Annotated in this window: 18 protein-coding genes; 3 read left to right on the forward strand and 15 right to left on the reverse strand. The window is 72.1% G+C overall.

The window, feature by feature from the left end:
- Positions 1-5: 5 nt before the first annotated feature.
- The 12 genes from ACIPTO_RS12825 to ACIPTO_RS12880 all read right to left on the reverse strand — a co-directional run bounded on the left by ACIPTO_RS12825 (position 6) and on the right by ACIPTO_RS12880 (position 16,251).
- A complete protein-coding gene (locus ACIPTO_RS12825) occupies positions 6-1,349 on the reverse strand; it encodes a PP2C family serine/threonine-protein phosphatase (RefSeq protein WP_401191286.1) in 1,344 nt (447 codons plus the stop codon).
- Positions 1,350-3,890 carry a tetratricopeptide repeat protein gene (locus ACIPTO_RS12830; protein ID WP_366313416.1) on the reverse strand — a complete coding sequence of 847 codons (2,541 nt, stop codon included), beginning with the start codon at positions 3,888-3,890 and terminating at the stop codon, positions 1,350-1,352. It lies immediately after the preceding gene.
- A 26-nt stretch (positions 3,891-3,916) separates the two neighbouring features.
- Entirely contained in the window at positions 3,917-5,248 is a 1,332-nt protein-coding gene (locus tag ACIPTO_RS12835; RefSeq protein ID WP_401191288.1) for a hypothetical protein, read from the reverse strand.
- A 65-nt stretch (positions 5,249-5,313) separates the two neighbouring features.
- Positions 5,314-6,375 carry a glutamate ABC transporter substrate-binding protein gene (locus ACIPTO_RS12840; protein WP_366313420.1) on the reverse strand — a complete coding sequence of 354 codons (1,062 nt, stop codon included), beginning with the start codon at positions 6,373-6,375 and terminating at the stop codon, positions 5,314-5,316.
- 14 nt (positions 6,376-6,389) lie between these two features.
- Positions 6,390-7,835, reverse strand: a complete 1,446-nt coding sequence (locus ACIPTO_RS12845; RefSeq protein ID WP_366313422.1) for a hypothetical protein — start codon at positions 7,833-7,835, stop codon at positions 6,390-6,392.
- 185 nt (positions 7,836-8,020) lie between these two features.
- A complete protein-coding gene (locus ACIPTO_RS12850; RefSeq protein ID WP_366313424.1) occupies positions 8,021-8,992 on the reverse strand; it encodes a BadF/BadG/BcrA/BcrD ATPase family protein in 972 nt (323 codons plus the stop codon).
- Positions 8,983-10,248 carry a 6-phospho-beta-glucosidase gene (locus tag ACIPTO_RS12855; RefSeq protein ID WP_366313426.1) on the reverse strand — a complete coding sequence of 422 codons (1,266 nt, stop codon included), beginning with the start codon at positions 10,246-10,248 and terminating at the stop codon, positions 8,983-8,985. Before ACIPTO_RS12855 ends, ACIPTO_RS12850 begins: the two co-directional genes overlap by 10 nt.
- A gap of 6 nt (positions 10,249-10,254) precedes the next feature.
- Positions 10,255-11,148 carry a carbohydrate ABC transporter permease gene (locus tag ACIPTO_RS12860; protein WP_366313428.1) on the reverse strand — a complete coding sequence of 298 codons (894 nt, stop codon included), beginning with the start codon at positions 11,146-11,148 and terminating at the stop codon, positions 10,255-10,257.
- A 2-nt stretch (positions 11,149-11,150) separates the two neighbouring features.
- Entirely contained in the window at positions 11,151-12,119 is a 969-nt protein-coding gene (locus ACIPTO_RS12865; protein WP_366313430.1) for a sugar ABC transporter permease, read from the reverse strand.
- Positions 12,120-12,126: 7 nt separating this feature from the next.
- Complete coding sequence (locus ACIPTO_RS12870) at positions 12,127-13,464, reverse strand: ABC transporter substrate-binding protein (RefSeq protein WP_366313432.1); 1,338 nt, start codon at positions 13,462-13,464, stop codon at positions 12,127-12,129.
- A gap of 142 nt (positions 13,465-13,606) precedes the next feature.
- Positions 13,607-14,833: an ROK family transcriptional regulator gene (locus ACIPTO_RS12875; protein WP_366313434.1), complete on the reverse strand. Its 1,227-nt coding sequence runs from the start codon at positions 14,831-14,833 to the stop codon at positions 13,607-13,609.
- A 320-nt stretch (positions 14,834-15,153) separates the two neighbouring features.
- Complete coding sequence (locus tag ACIPTO_RS12880) at positions 15,154-16,251, reverse strand: mechanosensitive ion channel family protein (protein ID WP_401191292.1); 1,098 nt, start codon at positions 16,249-16,251, stop codon at positions 15,154-15,156.
- A gap of 324 nt (positions 16,252-16,575) precedes the next feature.
- On the opposite strand from ACIPTO_RS12880, the gene ACIPTO_RS12885 reads away from it, so the two are divergent.
- Positions 16,576-17,112, forward strand: coding sequence for an HNH endonuclease (locus tag ACIPTO_RS12885; RefSeq protein WP_020116449.1), 537 nt, complete (start codon positions 16,576-16,578; stop codon positions 17,110-17,112).
- Between the two features lie 94 nt (positions 17,113-17,206).
- On the opposite strand, the gene ACIPTO_RS12890 is transcribed toward ACIPTO_RS12885, so the two are convergent.
- The 3 genes from ACIPTO_RS12890 to ACIPTO_RS12900 are packed head-to-tail and all read right to left on the reverse strand — an operon-like array spanning position 17,207 to position 19,772.
- Positions 17,207-18,550 (reverse strand): ABC transporter permease, encoded by a 1,344-nt coding sequence (locus ACIPTO_RS12890; protein WP_401191295.1) that lies wholly within the window; start codon positions 18,548-18,550, stop codon positions 17,207-17,209.
- Positions 18,547-19,242 carry an ABC transporter ATP-binding protein gene (locus ACIPTO_RS12895; protein WP_401191297.1) on the reverse strand — a complete coding sequence of 232 codons (696 nt, stop codon included), beginning with the start codon at positions 19,240-19,242 and terminating at the stop codon, positions 18,547-18,549. Before ACIPTO_RS12895 ends, ACIPTO_RS12890 begins: the two co-directional genes overlap by 4 nt.
- Positions 19,239-19,772 (reverse strand): PadR family transcriptional regulator, encoded by a 534-nt coding sequence (locus tag ACIPTO_RS12900; protein WP_401191299.1) that lies wholly within the window; start codon positions 19,770-19,772, stop codon positions 19,239-19,241. The genes ACIPTO_RS12895 and ACIPTO_RS12900 overlap by 4 nt, the downstream gene beginning before the upstream one ends.
- Before the next feature lie 237 nt (positions 19,773-20,009).
- Between ACIPTO_RS12900 and ACIPTO_RS12905 the strand changes: the two genes are divergently transcribed.
- Positions 20,010-20,288 (forward strand): hypothetical protein, encoded by a 279-nt coding sequence (locus tag ACIPTO_RS12905; RefSeq protein WP_366314459.1) that lies wholly within the window; start codon positions 20,010-20,012, stop codon positions 20,286-20,288.
- On the forward strand, positions 20,289-22,415 hold the full coding sequence (malQ, locus tag ACIPTO_RS12910; protein WP_401191301.1) for a 4-alpha-glucanotransferase: 2,127 nt from the start codon (positions 20,289-20,291) through the stop codon (positions 22,413-22,415).
- Positions 22,416-22,430: the final 15 nt, after the last annotated feature.

A 22,430-nucleotide genomic window follows, 5' to 3' on the forward strand; every position in this document is an offset into this window, starting at 1 on the left:
CGGCCTCAGCCGGATACTGCCCCTTGTGGCGGGGCCGGGAACGGCACGACGGCCACTGTTACGTTGTCGTGGCCCCCGCCGTCCAGCGCGTGACCGACCAGCACCTGGGCGCTGTGCAGCGGACGGACCGCCGCGTCGGCGGGGACGACCTCGGCCATCTCCTCGGCGGACTCCGCGTAGTTCCACAGCCCGTCCGTGCAGACCACCACCACACCGGGGCGGTCCGGCTTGAACGAGGCGGTGTGCGGCTCCAGTTCGTACGCGTCCGCGCCGAGCCAGCCGGTGATCGCGTGGGCGCGCTCGTCGGCGTAGGCCTCCGCCTCGTTCATCAGGCCCGCGGCGACCATCTGGGCCGCCCACGAGTCGTCCTCGGTGAGCCGGGCCGGCGGTGAACTGCGGTCCACCGGGATCCAGTAGGCGCGGCTGTCGCCGACCCAGCCGACGACCAGCAGGGTCGGGGTGACCACGGAGCCGACCAGCGTGCAGGCCGGCGCGTTCTGGTGCGGGGCGTGCTCGCGGGCCGTCGCGGGCTCCTCCGCGAGGGAGTTGACCGCGTGCGAGGCCGCGATGATCGCCTCGTGCATCGCCGCCTGCGGATGCGTGCCCTGCGGCAGCGCGGCCAGCAACGACTCACCGGCCTGCCGCGAGGCCGCCAGCGAGGCCGCGTCGGGCCGCGTCGCCGAGGACACCCCGTCACAGACCACGGCGACCAGCGCGGGCGCCCCGTCCGGCAGCAGGCACTGGCCCACGGCGAAGGCGTCCTCGTTGCGGTGGTGCCGCAGCCCGCGGTCGCTGACCGCCGCCAGCGGGCCCAGGTCCTGCTCCATGTGGTCGCGTTCGCGGGGCTGGGCGTGTCCGCAGTTCTCGCAGTAGCCGTCCGGGTCCACCCGGCCCGAGCGGCAGGCCACGCACACCTTGACGCCCTCGCCCGCGGTCGGCGGATCGGCGGCGACCCGCGGGTCCGGCGCCTGCAGCGGGTAGTCGTCGGGCTCCGGCGGCCGGTCGAACCGTACGCCCGTCGCCGCCGGGACCGGTGAACCGGCGGGCGGCGGCGGGGCGTTGGACGGCAGCGGGGTGCCGCCGGAGTCGGTGCCGGGCAGGTCCGTCGGAAGGTGGACCGTCGGCGAGGTCTCGGAGCTCTCCGGCTGCGGCACCACCGGCCAGTCCACGTCCGCCGCCTCCTCGGGCGCGGGCGGCACCGCGCCGTTCATGGTGAGCGTCGGATGGTCCTCCGGTGGCGCGGGCACGGCGGACAGGTCGTATCCGCAGGCGCCGCAGAAGCGGTCACCCGACTCCAGCGGCTCTTCGCAGCTCGGGCAGGCGGAGAGCTGGGGCATCTGCGACATCAACTACACCCACGTCCGGGGGCGGTAACGGTTGGCACGTTCCACCAGGTCGATCCTCTCCTCGCCGTCCCGTGCCAGCCGGGCCAGCGTGCGGTACGAACGCTCCAGGCCGAAGCGGAGTCCCCGCTCGTCCAGTTCGCTGCCGAGCAGCTCCCGCCGCGTGAGCGGCACGGAACCCCGGCCTCCGGAGAGTATCCAGTCCAGCGCGCAGCCGAGGACCTCGGCCGACAACCGCTCGCGCCTGACCGCGTCCAGACCGTACCCCTCCAGCGCTTCCACCTGCCCGGCGGAGGCCGTCAGATCGTCCAGGAACGGCGTGTCGTCGGGCGCCGCGACCCGCTGCCGAAGCCGCGCCCGTACGGCGGCCACCCGCGCGGCCGTGTAGTGGATCGACGCCTCGGGCACCGACTCCAATGTCCGCACGGCCCCCTGCCGGTCGCCGGTCGCGAGCTGGACGCGGGCCAGCCCGAAGGCCGCGCTCACATAGCTCGGGTCCGTCGACCACACCAGGCGGTAGTACTCGGCCGCGTTGTCCAGCTGGTCCAGCACCTCGGCGCACAGGCCGAGCGCCAGCTTCGGCGCGGGCTCGCCCGGGAAGGCGTCGTAGATCGCGTCGAAGGACAGCGCCGCCGCCTCGTAGTCACGGGTCGCCAGCGCGGCCACGCCGGTGTACCAGACCACCCGCCAGTCGTCGGGCCGCTCGTCCTCCAGCTTCGCCAGGGCGTCCAGCGCGGTGTACGAGTCGCCGTTCTCCAGCCAGGCGCGGATCTGCCGCAGCCGGGTCTCCACGGACGGCGAGGGCGCGGACGCGAGCGCGCCGAGCAGTTCGGCCGCCGCGGTCGCCATCAGGCCCGCCAGGAAGCCCGCGTTCGGATCGCTCGGGTCGACGTGCGGAACGGGCAGGGCGAGCGCCACGGCGGGGGAGTCGACCTCCTTGACCAGACGCGGCGCACCGCCGTCGAGCCCGGCCGGCGCCGGTGCGCCGGGCGGCCGTTCGGCGAGTGCCGTGCCGGTACCGCCCCGTGGGGACCGCTTCGGCGGCCGGCCCGCTCTCGCCCCCAGCGCCGACACGTCACCGGCCAGCACCGGAACCAACTCCGTGTCCGTGACCTTCAGTTCGGGCCCGAACAGGGTGGACAGGGACGGGCGGGCCCGGCCGGTCTGCAGCGAGACGACCTCGCGCAGCACGCCCGTCAGCTGCTCCGCCATCTCCTGCGCGGAGGCGAACCGGCGCGCCGGGTCGGGGTCGGTGGCGCGGACCAGCAGCCGGTAGAACGACTCGTAGCGGCGGAAGACCTCGATGTTGTCCGGGTCGGGCAGGGAGTCCACGAAGACGTTCGTGTAGCCCTGGAAGTCGAAGGTCATCACCGCGAGCGTGCGGGCCACCGTGTACAGGTCGCTCGCCACCGACGGGCCGACCTCCGCGACCTCGGGCGCCTGGTAGCCCACCGTGCCGTAGATGGCCGACTCGTCGTCGTCCATCCTGCGCACCGCGCCCATGTCGATCAGCTTGAGCTGGTCCTCGGTCTGGATCGCGTTGTCGACCTTGAAGTCGCAGTACAGCAGGTTGCGGCTGTGCAGATGGCCGAGCGCCTCCAGGGCCTCGATGCCGTACGCGCAGGCCTGCTCCACCGGCAGCGGATCGCGCTTCCCGCTCTCCGTACGGCGGTCGTTGGCGATCTCCTTGAGGGACTTGCCGCCGACGTACTCCATGACGATGTAGCCGTCGAGCGAGCCCGTCCGCTGGTCCAGGTGCTCCACGAAGTTGTAGATCCGCACGATGTTGGCGTGCTCGATCTCGGCGAGGAAGCGCCGCTCGGAGATCGCCGCCTCCATCGCGTCCTGGTCGCCGGTGTCGAGCAGACCCTTGAGGACCACCCAGCGGTCGGAGACCGCGCGGTCCACGGCGAGATAGACCCAGCCGAGCCCGCCGTGCGCGAGACAGCCCACGACCTCGTACTGGCCGTGCACGATGTCGCCGGCCTCCAGCTTGGGCGAGAACGAGTACGGGTTGCCGCACTTCGTGCAGAAACCCTCCGTGCGCCCCGGGCTCTCCCCACGCGCCCGGCCCACCGGAGCACCGCAGTCCGAGCGCGAGCAGAACCGCTTCCGCTCCGGCACCTCCGGGTTCTCCAGCACCATCTCGCGCGGGTCGGGCCGCGGCACCCCCGGCACCTGCACCAGACCCACGCCGAGCCGGCCGCGGCTGGAGGTCCCCGACGACGAGCCGGAGCTGCGCACCGACACCGAACGGCCCGTCGAGCGGCCCGACTCGGAGCGCGAGAGCCGCCCCGACACCGAGCGCCGCGACTTCGACGACTGCGACGACGTCCGCGAACTGCGGCTGCTGGTACGGGAACTGCCGCTCCCCGACCCCCGCGAGCCCTTGCCGCTGGCCATCCCCGTGGGCGGTGAACTGATCGCCCCGGTCGCCGACACCACCGGCGCGAGACCGCACGTGTCGCAGTACAGCTCGCCGCCGCCGACATCCTCGTACGAGCCCTCGCAGCCCGGCCGTTGACACGTCCGCTGTGTCCCGCTCATGACCGACCCCGCTTCTTCCTCGTCACTCACGCGCCCGGTCCCTCCTGGTCCTCGGGACCGCCCTGCGGGCGCGCCCGCGGAGCACTGAACTGCTCGGCCGCCGCGTGCTGGTAGCGCAGCACCGCCTGCTCGGCGACCCGCAGGTCGCAGGGGGCGCTCCACAGCATGCGGCGGGCCGCGTCGTACCGCTCGACCAGCAGCGGGTCCTCCGCCAGGCCGTGCCGGGCCACCTTCGCCTTGTACGCGTCGAGCCGGCCGCGCAGCTCCGCGCGCACCGCCAGCGGCTGGGTGACCGCCGTCAACGACTCGCGGGCGCGCAGCAGTTCGTCCTCCGCCTTCTGCTCCAGGGACTCCAGGAGCGGGGACAGGCGGTGCCACTGGGCGTGTCTGCGGTACTCGGCGGCCGTCGACAGCTGCTCCTGGAGCACCGTCGGCGGGCCGCTGACGACCGGCACCTCCGTGGCCGCGATCTTCGCGAGGACCTCACCGCGCGCGGTGCGTGCCTCGGCGAGCGTGCGGTCCGCGCGCGAGAGGACGTCCCGCAGCTTCACCAGCCGCGCCTCCGCGTCCTGCCGGACGGTGAGCACGGCGTCGATCTCGCGCCGCACGTCCTCCAGGGCGCGCGCCTCCCGGTCGTAGACCGTGGTGTCCGGACGGCCGCCGCCCGGGGCCGAACTCCCCTGCGCCCGCACCCAGAAGGCCAGCGGGTCGGAGACCACGCGCTCGCGCAGGTCGGTCAGGACGCGGGTGATGCGCTCCAGGTCGTCGCCCGCGGGGTGTTCGCCCGGGCGGACGCCGACGGAGTGGGCGAGCCGTCGCGTGCGCTGCAGCTCCGCGGCCAGTAAATCGATCCGGGCGGGCAGCGCCGACCACACCGCGTCCGAGGTGACGACCATGTCCAGCGAGGTCGCGTACAGGTCGTTCATCTCGTCGACGAGGGCGCTCAGCGAGAACTGGTGACTCAGCTTGCTCGAACCACCCGTCAGGGTCGGCAGGTTGGCGGTCGCCGTGGTGGCGCCCGCGACCGTGACGGACTCGCCGCGCAGCAGCTCGGTCAGCTCGACCAGGTCCTCGCGGCTCGACCAGCGGCGCCGCGCCCGGATGCTCTGCGCGGCGTGGAACGCGTCCGTGTAGGCGTCGAAGTACGCCCACAGCAGGGTGATCGACGCGTCCGTGGCCGCCCAGCGCTCCTTGGTCGTGCCGGTCAGCTCGGCGCCTTCGAGGAGTCTGCGGCCCGCGTGGTCCTGCAGGGCGAGGAGCGAGGTCTCGATCGCCTCGTGCTCCGCGCCGAGCCGCGCCAGCGCACGGTCCACCTCGTCCCGGTCCATTACCGGCCCGGGGGGTCCCGTGACGCCCATCGATCACCTCTCGCTGCGTTGTGTTCTGTCGAAGTCCGTTGTGCGATGCCCTGGTTGACGGTCCGTCACGTGTAGTGCGGGGTCGGCGGGTCCGCCGACTCCGAATCCTTACCCAGCGTCGGCAGCAGCCATTTCGTGTACGACGCCCGCCAGCCGTCGGGGCTGGTGCGGTAGGTCTCCAGTATTCGGTTGACCCGGCGCACCAGATCGGTGGCGTCCTTGTTCATGGCCACGCCGTAGTACTCGGAGGTGAAGGTGGTGCCCTTCAGCTCCACCGTCGGGTCCTGCGCGGCCTGGCTCGCGGCGAGCGCTCCGTCGGTCACCACCGCGTCCGCCTGGCCGAGCTGGAGCTCCACGAGGCAGTCCAGCTGGTTGGCGACCGGGGGCAGGATCCGCACGCTGGAGGGCAGCTTGCCGCTCGCCTTGTCGTCGGTCAGCCGGTCGTTCGCCGTGGAACCCGACGCCGAGCAGACCCGCTTGCCGGCCAGGGACCTGTCGTAGCCGGTGATCGTCGACGCCTTCGGGGCGAGGACCTGCTGGCCGGTGAGGAAGTACGGGGCGGAGAAGGCGACTTGGCCGGCCCGGTCGCAGGTGATCGTCATGGTGCGGACCACCATGTCGACCTGCTTGTCCTGGACCGCCGGGATGCGCTGGTTGGTCGGTATGGCCAGGAACTGGACGCTGTTGGCGGTGTACGAGCCGCCGAAGATGTTCTTCGCGATGGCGGTGACCAGGTCGATGTCGAAGCCCTCCAGGTCACCGGAGGAGCTGTTGGGGTTGCGGTAGCCCCAGCGGTAGCTGTTCTGGTCGATGCCCACCTTCAGCACACCGCGCGCCTTGATGGCGTCGATCGTGGTGCCGTCGGCGTCCGAGGGGGACGGGCTCTGGTTCTGCACCGTGTTCTCGTCGCACTCGGGGGCCCGGGCCTGCGTGCCCTGGACCGTCCGCTGGCCGCCGAGGGCCGCGCCCGCCTCGCCGCGCGACTGGGTCAGCGGCAGCAGCAGCACGAAGGCGACCGCGAGGACGCACACGAGTGCCATCGCCCCCACCCCGCCCCAGCCGCGCAGGCTGGCCCGCAGCCGGCGCACACCGCCCAGCCGGCGAAGAAAGTCACCGCGTGCTCGCATCGTCACGCCCCCTTTCACCGGTACTCCGACAGCCTGCGCCCGATGCCCAGGACCGCGCCGGCCGCGCCGAGCGCCGCGAGCACCGCGGCCCCGACGGTGAGGCCGGTCATCGCGTCCAGGCCGTCGCCCGCGGACTTCCTGAATTCGCTCGTCTCGTGCTGGAGCGCCGTGTTCAGCGAGGCGTCCACGGCGGTGAAGCACTCGCCGGTCGCCCCGTCCTTGCCGATGACACCGTCACGGGCCTGCTGGTACAGGCCCTTCTCGTTGTCGGCGCTGACCTTCGTGTGGCGGGAGATCCACACCTTCATCGAGCTGTTGGCGACCGCGACCGGCTTGCGGCCCGCGGAGTCGTCGGCGAGGGAGTCGGCCAGCTTGAGGCCCTTGCCGAGCTTGGCTATCTCCTGGTCGTAACCCCAGTCGTAGGCGTCCACGACCGTCTTGTCCGGCAGCGTCTTCGTCTCCGCGCCCCGGCTGACCAGCGTGAGGTTCTCGTCGCTGCGCGCCTTCAGAGAGGCGATCCGGGCGTCGTGCAGTACGTTCAGCGACTTCACGCCGTGGTCGTACGAGGCGTTCAGTCCCGCGCGGGCGACGGTGTGGCCGACGACCAGCCACAGCAGGGCGACGGCGGTGGCGGCGGAGGCGGCGACCAGGCCGTGGTTCAACACCCGGTTCGTCCGCTGGTAGTTGCGCCGCTGGGCCCAGGCGAGACCGCCGAGCGCGAGGAGCCCGAGGGCGATCGCGAACCACGGGTACGGCGTCGCGTCCCCGTAGTCGTCGCTCAGCCGCTGGTTCTCCGTCGTGTAGAGGTCCTCGGCCTTGGGCAGCATCTTGTTCTGCATGGTGTCGTTGGCGGCCCGCAGATAGGCGCCGCCCACCGGGAAGCCCTGCCGGTTGTTGGCGCGGGCCGACTCGACCAGCCCCTTGTACTCCGGCAGGAGTTCGTTGAGCTGTCTGATGGTGGTCGCCGACGACGAGCCCGGGTCGGTGTTCGCGGCGGCCGTCACGAGCTTCGCCGCGGCCGTCCTGATGTCCGCCTCGTACTGGTCGCGGGTCGCCTGCGTCTCCTGGAGGCCCGCCAGATAGCCGCTCGCCGCCATGGTGTTGGCGTCGGCCAGCGAGCGGTAGATGTCCGCCGCGTCCGAACTGAGCGGCTGGCTGTGGTGGAGGACGTCGCCGGCCGCCGTCGCCCGGCTGTCGGTCTGCCAGGCGGCGATCACGCCGAACGCGACCACCAGCAGGGCCAGCAGCGCGCCGATCGCGCGCAGCCGGCCCGGCTCCGTGGTGGCGGCGGCGCGCAGCCGGTCGAGGCCCTCGGCGAGTGCCGTACGGCGCGCGGGCGCCGCGTCCGGCGTACGCCGGGGCGCGGGCGCCCCCGCTCCGGCCGGCTGCGGCGGAAGCACCGGCATCGTGGGCACGGCGGAGCCCGGTGGCGCCGTACTGCTCGTCGGCGGTTGTGTCACTGCTGACCTCCCCCAGGGTCATCCCGTCGCCGCAAGTATCGCCGCCAGGACTGACATTCCGCACGGGCCTTCACTGGATCTTGATCGGATCGCAGCGCGGCCACCGGATTTCCGGCACCACACAACGCCCCGCACCACCCCCCTGTCCATGAATACGCCGTGGGAATCTGTTCGGTTCCCGGCTGTCAGTGCTCGTAGGCGGCCCTGGCCCGCGCATGTGCCTCGGCCGGAGCGCCCACCTGGTCCAGACCCAGCAGGACGGCCCCGAGCACCGGCCGCGCGGTGACGACCGTGGCCACCGCCTTCGGCGCCTTGACGGCCAGCAACTCCCGTATGCGGTCGTCCAGTTGCGGATGCCGGGCGGCGAGGACGCTGCCGCCGAGCAGCACCGGCGCCTCCTCCTCCAGCAGGTCCAGGCGGGTCAGCGCGACCGTCGCCATCGCCACCACCTCCTCCGCCATCCGGTCCACGATCGCCCGCGCGACCGGGTCGCCGTCCGCGGCCGTGGCGAACAGCACCGGCGTCAGCTCGTGCCGCCGGTGGTGCGCGACGTGTTCGAGATGCAGCGCCTCGATGAGGCCGTACATCGAGTCCAGACCGAAGTACGCGGGCAGCGTGCGCGCCAGTGCCGTGGGGCCGCCGCGGCCGTCCTCGGCGCGGGCCGCGTGCCACAGGGCCTCCTCCGCGAGGCCCCAGCCGCCGCCCCAGTCACCGGAGATGCGGCCGATCGCCGGGAAGCGGGCGGTGCGGCCGTCGGGGCGCATGCCGACGCAGTTGATGCCGGCCCCGCACACCACGGCGACTCCGCGCGGTTCGGGGATGCCCGCCCGCAGGATCGCGAACGTGTCGTTGCGCACCTCGGTGCCGGAGCCCCAGCCGCGCGCGTGCAGCGCGACGGCCAACTGCTCCTCCTCCACCGGGAAGTCGGCGTTGGCGAGACAGGCCGACACATGCTCCACGGCGCTCACCCCCGCTTCCGCGAAGGCGCGGGCGACGGCTTCGGCGACGGTGTCGACGGCCGGGCCGATGCCCACGACCGGGGGCCGGAACCCGCCGCCGCGGGCGGTGGCGAGGACGGTCCCGTCGGCCGCCACGACCGCGACGTCGGTCTTGCTGTTGCCCGCGTCGACGGCGAGGACACTTGCGGTCAGGCCCACGCGAGGTGCTCCCGGTTGTGCGCGATCAGCTGGTCGGTCAGGGTGTCGGCGTACTCGTACTGGCCGATCAGGGGATGCGAGAGCAGCGCCCGGAACACCCGGTCCCGGCCGCCGCGCAGCGCGGCCTCCAGGGCGAGGTCCTCGTACGCGGTCACGTCGGCCATCAGCCCCGCGTACAGCGGATCGACGTCCGCCACCGCGAGGGGGGTCGCCCCCTTCGCGCCGACGGCGGCTTGCACCTCGATCACCGCGTCGTCCGGCAGGAACGGCAGAGTCCCCCTGTTGTACGTGTTCACCACCTGGTAGGGGCTGCCGCCCCCGCCGAGCAGCGAGGCGGCGAGGTCGACGGCGGCCTCGGAGTAGTAGGCCCCGCCCCGCTTGGCGAGCAGCGCGGGCTTCTCGTCGAGGGCCGGGTCGGCGTACATCTTCAGCAGCTCGCGCTCCATCTCCGCGACCTGCGAGGCGCGCGACGGCTTCGTGCGCAGTTCCCGCACGACCTCGTCGTGCGCGTAGAAGTACCGCAGGTAGTACGACGGGACGACACCGAGCCGGTCGATCAGGTTCCGGGGCAGGCTCAGGTCGGCGGCGACGGCGTCGCCGTGTTCGCCGAGCAGCTTGGGCAGCACGTTCTCGCCCTCGGGACCGCCCAGCCGCACACCGGTCTCCCAGGTGAGGTGGTTGAGGCCCACATGGTCGAGGTGCACATCGGTCGGGTCGACCCCGAGGAGTCCGGCGAACTTCCGCTGGAAGCCGATCGCCACGTTGCACAGGCCGACCGCCTTGTGGCCGGCCTGGAGCAGGGCGCGGGTGACGATCCCCACCGGGTTGGTGAAGTCGATGATCCAGGCGTCCGGGTTCGTCCGGCGGACCCGCTCCGCGATGTCGAGGACCACCGGTACGGTCCGCAGCGCCTTGGCGAGGCCGCCCGCGCCGGTCGTCTCCTGGCCGACGCAGCCGCACTGCAGCGGCCAGGTCTCGTCCTGCTCGCGGGCCGCCTGGCCGCCGACGCGGAGCTGGAGCAGCACCGCGTCGGCGCCCTCGACTCCGGCGTCCAGGTCGTCGGTCGTGACGATCCGGCCGGGGTGCCCCTGCCTGGCGAAGATCCGGCGGGCCAACCCGCCCACCAGTTCCAGGCGTTCGGGCGCGGGGTCGACGAGGACGAGTTCCTCGACGGGCAGGGTGTCCCTCAACCGGGCGAAGCCGTCGATGAGTTCGGGGGTGTAGGTCGAGCCTCCGCCGACCACGGTGAGTTTCATTCGGGGTTAGCCCTTCACTCCGGTGAGCGTGACACCCTCGACGAACGCCTTCTGCGCGAAGAAGAACACGAGGATCACGGGGGCCATGACCAGCACGGTCGCGGCCATGGTGAGATTCCAGTCTGTGTGGTGCGCGCCCTTGAACGACTCCAGGCCGTAACTCAGTGTCCAGGCGCCGGGGTTCTCGGACGCGTAGATCTGCGGGCCGAAGTAGTCGTTCCAGGCGTAGAAGAACTGGAAGAGCGCCACGGCCGCGATGCCCGGCTTGGCCATCGGCAGCACGACCCGCAGGAGGGTCTTGAACTCGCCGCAGCCGTCGACCTTCGCCGCGTCCAGGTACTCGTTCGGGATGGTCATCAGGAACTGCCGCAGCAGGAAGATGGAGAAGGCGTCACCGAACGCCATCGGGATGATCAGCGGCCACAGCGTGCCCGAGAGGTCCAGCTGCTTGGCCCAGAACAGGTACATGGGGATGATCACGACCTGCGGCGGCAGCATCATCATCGAGATGACGAGCATCAGCGACAGATTCCGGCCCCGGAAGCGGAACTTGGCGAGCGCGTACGCCACCGGGATCGACGACACGACGGTCAGGACGGTGCCGAGACCGGCGTAGATCAGCGTGTTCTTCCACCAGGTGAGGAAGCCCGGGGTGTCGAAGACCTTCCGGTAGTTGCCCCACTCCCAGGTGTGCGGGATGAGGTCGCGGCTCAGGGCCTGGCTGTCGCTCATCAGCGAGGTCAGGAACACGAACACGAACGGCAGCGTGAAGAAGAGCGCGGCGGCGACGCCGAGCGCGTGGACGGCGATCCACTCCATGAACGCCTTGCGGCGGGCGGTGCGCTCGGCGGGCGTCACCGGCGCCCTCAACTCCAGCGGCTTGTCCAGTACTTGGGCCATGCTCAGTCACCTGCCAGGTTGAGGCCGCCCCGGCGCCGCATCAGGAACGCGGTGAACACCATCGACAGGGCGAACAGGACGAGTGCCACCACGCAGGCCGAGCCGTAGTCGAAGCGCTGGAAGCCGAGGTTGTAGACGAGCTGGGGGAGGGTGAGCGTGGACTTCTCCGGGTAGCCGGGCTCGAACTGCGTGCCGGCGCCCTGGATGACACCGGACGCGACCTTTCCGGCGATGAGGGGCTGTGTGTAGTACTGCATGGTCTGGATCACGCCGGTGACGACGGCGAACATCACGATCGGCGAGATGTTCGGCAGCGTGACGTACCGGAACCGCTGCCAGGCCGAGGCGCCGTCCAACTCGGCCGCCTCGTACTGCTCCTGCGGTACGTCGAGCAGCGCGGCCATGAAGATGACCATCAGGTCGCCGATGCCCCAGAGGGCCAGCAGGGTGAGCGCCGGCTTGGACCAGGTCGGGTCGTTGAACCAGCCGGGCGCCGGGATGCCGACCTTCTCCAGGATCGAGTTGACCGGCCCGGTACCGGGGTTGAGGAGGAAGGCGAACGCCATCGTCGCGGCGACCGGCGGTGCGAGGTACGGCAGGTAGAACAGCGTCCGGAAGACCCCGGTGGCCGTCTTGATCTTGGTGATCAGCAGTCCGACGCCGAGTCCGAACACGACCCGGAGCGAGACCATCACCACGACCAGCCACAGGGTGTTGCGCATCGCGGGCCAGAAGTACGGATAGTTCTTGAAGACGTACGTCCAGTTCTTCGTCCCCACCCACGTCGGCGGCTTGAAGCCGTCGTAGTGCATGAACGAGAAGTAGACCGTCGAGATCAGCGGGTACGCGAAGAAGACCGCGAAGCCGATCAACCAGGGCGACATGAAGGCGAGGGTGCGAAGCGCCTGCTTCCGCTGTTTCGCGGCGAGGCCGGGCGGGCGGTGCTTCTTCGCCAGGGTGATGGTGCTCATGACGGGGCTACTTCGCCTGTGCGATGTCGGTGTCGATCTGCTTGGCCGTGCTCTTCAGGGCGGAGTCCAGGTCCTTCACCTTGCCGCTCTCGTAGTCGTAGCCGAGGTTCTGGATCGTCGTCAGGTACACACCGCCGTTGATGGAGGCGGGACTTGTCGTCGAGTTCTGGTTCGACGCGATGTCCAGGAACGTCTTGAAGCGCGGGTCGTACTTCAGCTTCGGGGACTTGAGGGCGGCGAGGGTGGAGGGCACGTTGTGGATGCCGTTGGAGAAGTTCACCACCGCGTCCGTGTCCGTGGTGATGTACTTGACGAACTCCCAGGCCGCGTTCTGCTTCTTGCTGGTCGCGGCGATGCCGGTGATGGTGCCGGTGATGTAGCCCTTGCCGTACTGGTCGGCCTGGTCGTCCGGCACGGGCAGCGGGGCGACTCCGATGTCCAGCTTGGGATTCGCCGCCATCGCCATTCCGAGCCGCCACTCGCCGTCCAGCTGCATCGCGACCTGGCCGGTGTGGAAGGGGTGCTTGTCGCCCCACTCGTCACCGAGCGTGGAGCGGTAGCTCTCCAGCTTCTTGAATCCGCCGAGTTCGTCGACGAGCTTCTTCTGCAGCGTGAAACCGGCCTTGAACGCGGGGTCCGTGGCGAGCGCCGACTTGCCGCTCTTGTCGAAGTACGTCGGCGAGAACTGCGCGAAGATGTGCTCGGTCGTGGTCTCCCAGCCGTGGTAGTCCGGCATGAAGCCGAGCTGGGAGTACGTGTCGCCCTTGCTGATCGTCAGCTTCTTGGCGTCCGTCTCGAACTCGGACCAGGTCTTGGGCGGGCTGGTGATGCCGGCCTTCGCGAACTCCGTCTTGTTGTAGTAGAGCCCGTACGCGTCGCCCAACAGGGGTGCGGTGCACCGGTTTCCGTCGAACTGGGTGTACTCGTTCATCGCCTTCGGGAACGTCGTCTCCGGGTCGATGCCGTCCTTCTTGAAGAAGGGGTTGAGGTCGACCAGGGCGCCCGAGGAACAGAACTTGCCGACGTTGTTCGTGGTGAACGACGAGATCACGTCGGGCGACTTGTCGCCGCCGGTGCGCAGCGCCTGGTTGATCTTGTCGTCGGTCATGTTGCCGACGACGTTCACATGGATGTTGGGATGCGCCTTCTCGAACCCGGCGACCAGCGACTTGACGGCGCTCAGCTCGGAGGCCGCGCTCCAGGCGTGCCAGAAGTTGATGGTCACGTCCTTCGAGGCGTCGTCGGACGCACCGGACGAGGACTGACCGGTACACGCGGTGGTCAGCAGGGCGAAGGAGGCGGATGCGGCGAGCGCGATGACCGCTTTCCGGGATATTCCGGGCATGACGAGGTCTCCCAAGGGCAGGGCGGGGTGAGGTGTGGTGGTCGAGGGGCGCCGGGTGGGGCGGGCGGTGCGGGTGGTTCGGGGTGTTCGGGACGGTGCGGGGTGGTTCGGCGGGCCGGGGGCGGATGGGTGGGGCGTGGGGTCAGCGGGAGGTGTCGAAGACCTCGTCGCGGGTGGTTGCCAGCGCGCTCTCCAACGCGCCGCGCAGCACGGGGTGTTCATGGACGTCGCCGACGACGAGCCGGGGCCGTGACGCGGCCAGCTCCTCCAGCTCGGCCTGGACCAGGGCACGCAGGGGTTCGCCGCCGGCGGCCAGCGAGCCACCGCTGAGGACGACGAGTTCGGGGTCGAGGACGGACACGAGCGAGGCGAGACCGGTCGCGAGGTGGGTCGCGTAGATCTCCAGCAGCCGCCGCTGGGGCCCGGTCGTGTGGTCGGCGGCGGTCGCGACGAGGGCGGCGGCGACCTCGGCGTACGGACCCGTCGGGATCTCGGTGATGCCGAGTTCCCTGGCGAGTCCGGGCAGGGCCTGCGAACCGGCCAGGGTCTGGTAACCACCGCTGTTGGCCTTGGTCACCTGGCGGACCAGGGGCGCGCCCGGCACCGGCAGGAAGCCGACCTCGCCCGCGCCGCCGGTCCAGCCGCGGTGCAGCCGACCGCCGAGGACCAGGGCGGCACCGAGGCCGCCCTCGTTCCACAGCAGCACGAAGTCGCCGTGCCCACGTGCCGCGCCGAGCCGCTGCTCGGCGATGGCGACGAGGTTCACGTCGTTCTCGTACTCCACCGGCATCGGCAGCGCTGCGGCGAGTTCGTCGAGCAGCGCGGGGGAGTGCCAGCCCGGCAGGTGCGAGGCGTAGCGCAGCCGGCCGGTGTTGGGGTCGAAGGCGCCGGGGGTGCCGATGACGAGGCGGTGGACGTCGTCCCGGGCGAGCCCGGCGGCTTTCACCGCACCGTCGAGGGCGTCCGTCACCTGTTGTACGACGGGCTGGGCGGGCCGCCGGCCGGGGGTGGCGAGCTCGAACTCTCCCACCGTCCGGCCGGTGACGTCGGCGACGGCGGCGCGGATGCGCTCCGGCGTGACGTCGAGCCCGGCGGCGTACGCGGCACCCGGATTGACCACGTACAGCTGGGCGTTGGGCCCCGGCCGCCCCTCGCTCGTCCCGGTGGCGAGCACCAGCCCGGCCGCTTCCAGCCGGGCCAGCAGCTGGGACGCGGTCGGCTTGGAGAGGCCGGTGAGCTTGCCGATCCGGGTGCGGGACAGCGGGCCGTGCTCCAGGAGCAGGTCCAGGGCGGCGCGGTCGTTCATGGCACGCAGGACGCGGGGGGTGCCCGGGGTGCCGGTGCCCGGGGTACCGGAGGTTCCTGCCATGTCTTACGCCACCTGCCTTTCGAACTCCCGAACCACACAGCGTGTCACGTGATCACTGTTAGGAAAGTTTCCAATTGGGTGGGAGGAACGTAAGCCCGGGACGAAGGGGGCGTCAATAGACACCACCCCGCAGGCAACAGACTCGTTACCTGCGGGGTGGTGGGGTCGGCCCGTACGGAGACGGGCGGGGGTGTACGGAGACGGGCGCAGACAGGCGGGGGCGGGCGCGGGGAGGCCGCGGCGGTCCCACGGGAAGCGGGGCGGGGCCGGACCGTTCCGTCCGTCCCCGCCCCGCACGCCTCGCCGCGCTGCTCGTGCTCCTACCGCGTCCCCGGCCCCCGCGGCGAGGAGATCGGCGAAGTGGCCGCCACCTGGGGCGAGTCCGCGTTGGAGTAGACGGACGGTGCCGCGACCGACTCCGTGGGGTCCGGCACGTCCTCCACCGGATCGGCCGTGGCGCCGCCCACGATGCGGATGTTCGCCTCGTCGAAGGCCCGCTTGACCCGCCAGCGCAGCTCCCGCTCGACGCTCACCGACTTGCCCGGCATCGTCCTCGCGGAGAGGCGGACGACCATCGAGTCGATCAGGACGCTGTCGAGGCCGAGGACCTCGATGGGGCCCCAGAGGAGCTCGTTCCAGGGCTCCTCCTTGCTCATCCGCTCCGTGACCGCGTCCAGGGTCTCCTTCACCAGGTCCAGGTTCTCGGACGCCTTCACCGTCACGTCCACGCCCGCCGTCGCCCAGCCCTGGGACAGGTTCCCGATGCGCTTGACCTCGCCGTTGCGGACGTACCAGATCTCGCCGTTGGCGCCGCGGAGCTTGGTCACGCGGAGGCCGACCTCGATGACCTCGCCGGAGGCGACGCCCGCGTCGATCTGATCGCCGACGCCGTACTGGTCCTCAAGGATCATGAAGACGCCGGAGAGGAAGTCCGTGACGAGGTTGCGGGCGCCGAAACCGATCGCCACACCCGCGACGCCGGCGGAGGCGAGGAGCGGGGCGAGGTTGATCTCGAAGGTCGACAGGACCATCAGCGCGGCTGTGCCGAGGATCACGAAGGACGCCACCGAGCGGAGGACCGAGCCGATCGCCTGGGAGCGCTGGCGGCGGCGCTCCGCGTTGACCAGGAGGCCGCCCAGGGCCGTGCCGTCCACCGATTCGACCGTGCGGTTCATCCGGTCTATCAGCTTGGTGATCGCCCGCCGTACCGTCATTCTCAGGACCGCCGCGATCACCACGATCAGCAGCACCCGGAGACCGATCGCCAGCCAGGTGGACCAGTTCTGTTCCACCCAACTGGCCGCGTTGGTCGCGCTCTCCTGGGCGTCCTGGAGCGTGGGCACGGTCACCGCGGTCTCCGAGGGACTCGGAGAGGGCGACGGCGTGGCGGCGGCCAGTAGGACGACGGGCAAGGACACGGCAGGTACCTCCAGGTGCTGCGTCCGCCCTCCGGCATGGTCCGACAGGGGCAAGGTCACGAATAGGTCACCAAGAGGGCGGGCCCACCACACTATCGGGGCAACGCGTGAGGATCGTTGCCGTGTTCGGGGGAGAGGCTGTGCTCGACCGGGAATGAACAGGTGGGACCGACCCGCAGCGGTCCCGGCCCCGCAGCACATGTGGTCGAAAACACTCCCAGCCCGTTACCGGGACATGGTGGCGCTTCCACCAGGCATGAGGGGAGACTGACTACAGATCGTCCCGGCGCGAGCCACGTGCCGCAGACGCACAAGGAGGCATCCGTGCCGCATGTCCTGGTCCTCAACGCGTCGTACGAGCCACTCGGCGTCGTACCGCTCCGCCGCGCGCTCGTCCTCGTCCTGGAGAACAAGGCAGTCTCCCTTGAGGAATCCGGCGCCTTTATGCACAGCGCGACCGTCACAGTCCCCGCACCCAGCGTGGTCCGGCTCAAGCGATTCGTACGGGTTCCCTACCGGGGGCCCGTTCCTCTTACCCGCCGGGCGCTCTTCGCGCGCGACGGGGGCCGGTGCATGTACTGCGGTGGCGTCGCAACCAGCGTCGACCATGTCATTCCGCGCAGCCGCGGGGGCAAGCACGTCTGGGACAACGTGGTGGCGTCCTGCCGCCGCTGCAACCATGTGAAGGCCGACCGGCACCTCTTCGAGATCGGCTGGCGGCTGCGCCACAAACCCGCCCCACCCACCGGCCTGGCCTGGCGCATCATCGGGACCGGACACAGGGACCCGCGCTGGCTGCCGTACCTGCAGCCGTACGGCGCGGAGGACGCGATGGCCCGGATCGACGGCATCTCCGCCTGACGGTCCGGGCTTTTGCGCACCCCGGTACGGCGTACAGAGGTACGGCGGTACGGAGTGGTCCGCCCCGGCAGCCCCGTGCTGCCGGGGCGGACCGTCATGCGTACCGCAGTTCGCCCGGCCGCACCGACCGCCGCAGCAGCGGCAGCGAGGTGGCCGCCGCCAGCACGCACGCCGCGTACACGCCGACCGGCACCAGCAGCGCCGCGAACGGCACCGGCACGTCCGTGTGCCGCGCGACGTCGGCGCCGTACCAGAAGCTGATCGCCGTGCCGCCGAGGCCCGCCACCGCGATCGCCGGGAACAGCGGCAGCGCGGTCTCCAGGAGGAGCGCGCGGGCCAGCACGGAGTGCGGCACCCCGGCCGCCGCCTGCGCGGCCAGGCCCCGGCGCCGGACGGCCAGGGACTCGGCGGTGCCCACGGCCAGGGCGGTCAGCACGAGCGCGAACGCGAGGAGGATCGCGACGGCCGTGAGGTCGATGCCGGTCGTGTAGTACGCCATGTGCGCGCCGAGGCGGCCCTTGCGGCGCATGTCCGCCAGGTCCGCGAGCAGGATCTGCCGTACGCCCGCGAAGCCCGAGCCCACGACCGTCACCAGCAGCAGCGCCGCGTGCGTGCGGGCGGTGGACCAGGGGTCCTCGCGCATCCGTTCCGCCGCGATCAGCAGCGCGGGGCGGGAGGTGCCGGCGGCGAAGCCCTCACCCAGCTGGCGGGACGAGGCCCCGGACAGCCAGACCGCGATCAGGCTGACCAGGGCGGCCAGGACGAGGACCGTCACCGGGCCGAGCCCGAAGGACACGGGGCTGCCGAAGACCGGGGTCAGCGCGAGGCCCGCCAGCGTCACCGCCAGCAGCCGGGTCGCCGCGGCGGACAGCCGGCCCGGACCGCGCACGGGCCGGGTGCGCCGGAGTCGCCCGAGCGGATCGGCCACCACCCGCCGCAGCGCCACCGCGCTCACGGCCGCCCCCGCCACCGGCACGGCGATCACGACGACCCCGGCCCAGGCGGTCGCGCGGGGCAGCAGCGGTACCGCGACCGCCGTCGCCACCACCGCACCGGCCAGGCACGCGAGCCCCGACTCCAGCGCCGCGATCCGCCGCACCTGCCACGGCCCGGCCCCCGCCAGCCGCAGCGCGGCCAGCCGCCGGTCCCGGTGCACCGCCCCGATCCGCGCGCACTGCCCGAGGAACCCGAGCACCGGGATCAGCAGCAGCCCGAGCGCCAGACTCACGTTCCGCCGGTCACCGGGGGAGTCGAACAGCCCGGACCCGAAGGACACGGAGTGGAACGCGTCCAGCGACAGCAGCGCCACGACGGCCAGCCCGATCGCCGTCGCCAGCGCGGCCCCGCACGCGGTGAGCCCCGCCCGCCACCACTCCCGCCGGTCCGACCCCCGGGTGAGCAGCCAGGCCAGCCGCAGGTCCGTGAGGAGCGCCCTCATACCGTCGCCTCCGCCGCCACGGTGCCGTCCGTCAGCCGCAGCTCGCGGTCCGCGTACGCCGCGACCTGTGCGTCATGGGTGATCAGCAGGACCGCCGTACCGGACTCGCGGGCCGCGGTGACCAGGGCCGTCATCACCTGCTCGCTCGCCAGGGAGTCCAGCGCGCCGGTCGGCTCGTCCGCGAAGACGACCTTCGGTGAGGTGACCAACGCCCGTGCCAGCGCGACCCGTTGGGCCTGGCCGCCGCTCAGCCCGCCCGGCCGCAGCTCGGCCTGCCCGCGCACCCCGAACCGCTCCAGCCACTCACCGGCCGCCGCCCGGGCCTCCGTGCGCGAGGCGCCCGCGAGCAGCAGCGGCAGGGCGACGTTGTCGACGGCCGTCAGCTCGGGTATCAGCTGCCCGAACTGGAAGACCACCCCGAACTCGGTGCGCCGCAGCCGGCTCAGCCGCTTCTCGGGCAGACCGTCCAGCCGCTGCCCGGAGTACGTCACCGTCCCCGTGTCGGGGCGGACGATCCCGGCCAGGCAGTGCAGCAGGGTGGACTTCCCGCTGCCGCTGGGGCCCGTGACGGCGAGGATCTCGCCGGTGTGCAGGTCGGCCGAGGCGCCGGTCAGCGCGCGGGTCCTGCCGTGCGCCTTGGCGAGGTCGCGGGCCGCGAGGAGCGGTGCCGCAGTACCCCCGTTGTCGCTCATGCTGGGTCGACCTCCGCGGTCAGAGTGGTCAGCCGGGCCGCCGTCGTCGCCATCCAACGGAGGTCCGCGTCAAGGTGGTTGAGGGCGTAGTCGGCCGAGAGCGCGGTCGCGAGGTCGGTGCCCTTGGCGGTCTTGACCGCCGTGAGTTCCCTCATCCGCTCCATGTGGGCGGCGCGTTGGGCCCGCAGATAGGCCTCCGGGTCGCCGTCGGCCAGGATCGAGACGACGACCTTGGCGAAGATCTCGTTCGTCACGAAGGGCGCGGGCGGTGCGATCTCCCCTGCCCAGCGGGCGAGTTCACGCGAGCCGTCCGGTGTCGAGCGGTACGCCGTACGCTCCGGGCCGCCGTCCGAGCCGGTGCCGTCGACCTCCGCGAGACCGTCCCTGACCAGGCGCTGCAGGGTCGTGTAGACCTGCCCGTACGCCAGCGGGCGGGCCTGCGGGAAACGCTCGTCGTGGCGTCGCTTGAGGTCGTAGCCGTGGCTCGGTCCTCCGGCGAGCAGGCCCAGCAGGATGTGGCGGGTGCTCATGGCGCTCAGTATGCACCGGATACATGTACTGAGTGAATAGTGATCAGCCGGAAAACACGGGGACCGGAGGGCGGGAGTGGCCGCGGTGCCGCCCGTCCCCCAACCTGGAGGTCTGCCGTCGCGTCCGCTGGGTAGGGCTTGCGGTGACCATCTCCCACGCTCGCCCGACACGACAAGGAGGCCCCCGTGGCCGCAGCATCGGCATCGCTTCCGCGCCCGGCCCGCTCCAAACGCACCCTGGAGCCGGCCGCCGACCTCACCCCCGACCTGTTCTTCGTCGACGCCGAGGGCGCCTGGGCCGAGGCCCCGCTGACCAGCGAACCGCCGCTGGCCGACGCCGAGCCCCTCACCAGCGAGCCCCCGCTCGCCGACGCCACCCCGCTCACCAGCGAGTCCGCCGACATGCCCGCCCCGCTGACCAGCGAGCCCGGCATGTCCGACGACCCGATGACGACGAGCGGTGAACTCGCCGCCCTGACCGACCCGTTCGCCGGCCCGGACGCGACGAGGCCCTAGATGACCGCACCCCGGCCGGCCGACACCCTCGGCGAGGACCTGGCGCACCTCGCCGAACTGCACGGCGTCGCCACCTCCTACAGCCCCTCACCGGACCGCGCGGTCCCCGCCTCGGCCGTCGCGGTCGTCGCCGTACTGGCCGCCCTCGGCGTCGACGCGAGCACCCCGCAGGCCACGGCCGCCGCGCTCGCCGCCCGCCGGCGGGAGCTGACGGAACGGCTGTTGCCGCCCACCGTCGTCGGCCGGCACGGCTCCGCGCCCGCCGCGCTCGACACGCTCCCCGAGGGCACCGCGCTGCACATCGAGACCGAGCGGGGCGAGGTGTGCCGGAGCGCCGACCGACTGCCTCCCGGCGTGCACCGCCTGACCGCCACCGCGCCGGACGGCCGCAGCGCCGAAGCCCATCTCGTCATCGCCCCGGACCGGTTGCCGACGCCCACCGGGCGGTCGTACGGACTGATGGCGCAGGTTTACTCGCTGCTCTCCCGGCACTCCTGGGGCATGGGCGACCTCGGCGACCTGGGGGAGCTGACCGCCTGGGCCGGACGTTCGCTCGGGGCCGGGTTCGTGCAGGTCAACCCGCTGCACGCGGCCGTGCCCGGAGCGCCCACCGACCCCTCGCCGTACCGGCCGTCCTCGCGCCGCTTCCCGGACCCGGTGTATCTGCGGGTCGAGGACGTCCCCGAGTTCGGCTACGTCGAGGAGAGCGCGCGCGAGCAGCTGCGCGGGGTCCTCGAACGGGCCGCCCGGCTGCGTGAATCCGTCCTGGAGAAGGACGCGCTGATCGACCGCGACGCCGTCTGGGAGCTGAAGCGCGAGGCGCTGGAACGCGTCCACGAGGTCCCCCTCGGCCCCGGACGACGGGCCGCCTACGTCGACTTCCTCGCCCGCGAGGGCGAGGCGCTGGAGGACCACGCCACCTGGTGCGCGCTGGCCGAGGTGCACGGCTCGAACTGGCGGCAGTGGCCGGCCGGCCTGCGCGACCCGCGCTCCTCCGAAACCGCCCGCGCCCGGGGCGAGTTGATGGACCGCGTCGACTTCCACTGCCGCCTCGCCTGGCTCACCGACGACCAGCTCACCGCCGCGCAGCGGGCCGCACGGGACGCGGGCATGCCGATCGGCGTCGTGCACGACCTCGCGGTCGGGGTGCACCCGGACGGCGCCGACGCCTGGGCCCAGCAGGCCTACTTCGCCGCCGGGATGTCCGTCGGCGCGCCCCCGGACGCCTTCAACTCCCTCGGCCAGGACTGGGGTCTGCCCCCCTGGCGCCCCGACCGCCTCGCCGAGTCCGGCTACGCCCCCTACCGCCGCCTGCTCCGCGCCCTCTTCCGCTACGCGGGCGCCCTGCGCATCGACCACGTCATGGGCCTCTTCCGCCTCTGGTGGGTCCCGCAGGGCCATCCGCCGACCGAGGGCACCTACGTCCGGCACGACGCCGAGGCCATGCTCGCCGTCCTCGCGCTGGAGGCCTCGCGCGCCGGGTCCGTGGTGATCGGCGAGGACCTCGGGACCGTGGAGCCGGGAGTGCGCGAGACCTTGCAGGAGCGCGGGGTGCTCGGCACGTCGGTGCTGTGGTTCGAGCGGGACTGGGAGGGCGACGGGCGTCCGCTCGCGCCGGAGGAGTGGCGCGCCGACTGCCTCGCCACCGCCACCACCCACGACCTGCCGCCCACCGCGGCCCGGCTCACCGGCGAACACGTCGAACTCCGCGACCGCCTGGGCCTGTTGACCCGGCCGGTGGAGGAGGAGCGGATCGAGTCCGCCACCGACGTCGGCGAGTGGCTCGCCCTGCTGGCCCGGCTCGGCCTCTACGAACAGCCCGGGGGCGGCGGACGCCCCGCGTCCGAGGAGGAGGCGGAGATCCACGCGGTCCACCGTTTCCTGCTGCGCACCCCGGCCCGCATGATCGGCGTCTGGCTCCCGGACGCGATCGGCGACCGGCGCCCGCAGAACCTGCCCGGCACGTGGGACCAGTATCCGAACTGGCGCCTTCCGGTCGCCGACGCGGAGGGACGGCCGGTGACGCTGGAGGAACTGGCCGCGGCGCCGCGGCTGCACGCGCTGGTGGATGTGCTGCGGGCGGGGCTGGGGGAGGGGGCGGAGGCCGGTGGAGAAGGGGGTCCGTGAGGGGCCCGCGACCCC

The sequence above is a fragment of the Streptomyces sp. NPDC090083 genome (assembly GCF_044747445.1).
Lineage (GTDB): Bacteria > Actinomycetota > Actinomycetes > Streptomycetales > Streptomycetaceae > Streptomyces.

Coding starts and splice junctions, on each gene's coding strand:
- malQ (WP_401191301.1), top strand. CDS start 20,289: ATGACCGCACCCCGGCCGGCCGACACCCTCGGCGAGGACCTGGCGCAC.
- ACIPTO_RS12895 (WP_401191297.1), bottom strand. CDS start 19,242: ATGAGCGACAACGGGGGTACTGCGGCACCGCTCCTCGCGGCCCGCGAC.
- ACIPTO_RS12835 (WP_401191288.1), bottom strand. CDS start 5,248: ATGGGCGTCACGGGACCCCCCGGGCCGGTAATGGACCGGGACGAGGTG.
- ACIPTO_RS12860 (WP_366313428.1), bottom strand. CDS start 11,148: ATGGCCCAAGTACTGGACAAGCCGCTGGAGTTGAGGGCGCCGGTGACG.
- ACIPTO_RS12865 (WP_366313430.1), bottom strand. CDS start 12,119: ATGAGCACCATCACCCTGGCGAAGAAGCACCGCCCGCCCGGCCTCGCC.
- ACIPTO_RS12840 (WP_366313420.1), bottom strand. CDS start 6,375: ATGCGAGCACGCGGTGACTTTCTTCGCCGGCTGGGCGGTGTGCGCCGG.
- ACIPTO_RS12900 (WP_401191299.1), bottom strand. CDS start 19,772: ATGAGCACCCGCCACATCCTGCTGGGCCTGCTCGCCGGAGGACCGAGC.
- ACIPTO_RS12890 (WP_401191295.1), bottom strand. CDS start 18,550: ATGAGGGCGCTCCTCACGGACCTGCGGCTGGCCTGGCTGCTCACCCGG.
- ACIPTO_RS12870 (WP_366313432.1), bottom strand. CDS start 13,464: ATGCCCGGAATATCCCGGAAAGCGGTCATCGCGCTCGCCGCATCCGCC.
- ACIPTO_RS12855 (WP_366313426.1), bottom strand. CDS start 10,248: ATGAAACTCACCGTGGTCGGCGGAGGCTCGACCTACACCCCCGAACTC.
- ACIPTO_RS12875 (WP_366313434.1), bottom strand. CDS start 14,833: ATGGCAGGAACCTCCGGTACCCCGGGCACCGGCACCCCGGGCACCCCC.
- ACIPTO_RS12830 (WP_366313416.1), bottom strand. CDS start 3,890: ATGAGCGGGACACAGCGGACGTGTCAACGGCCGGGCTGCGAGGGCTCG.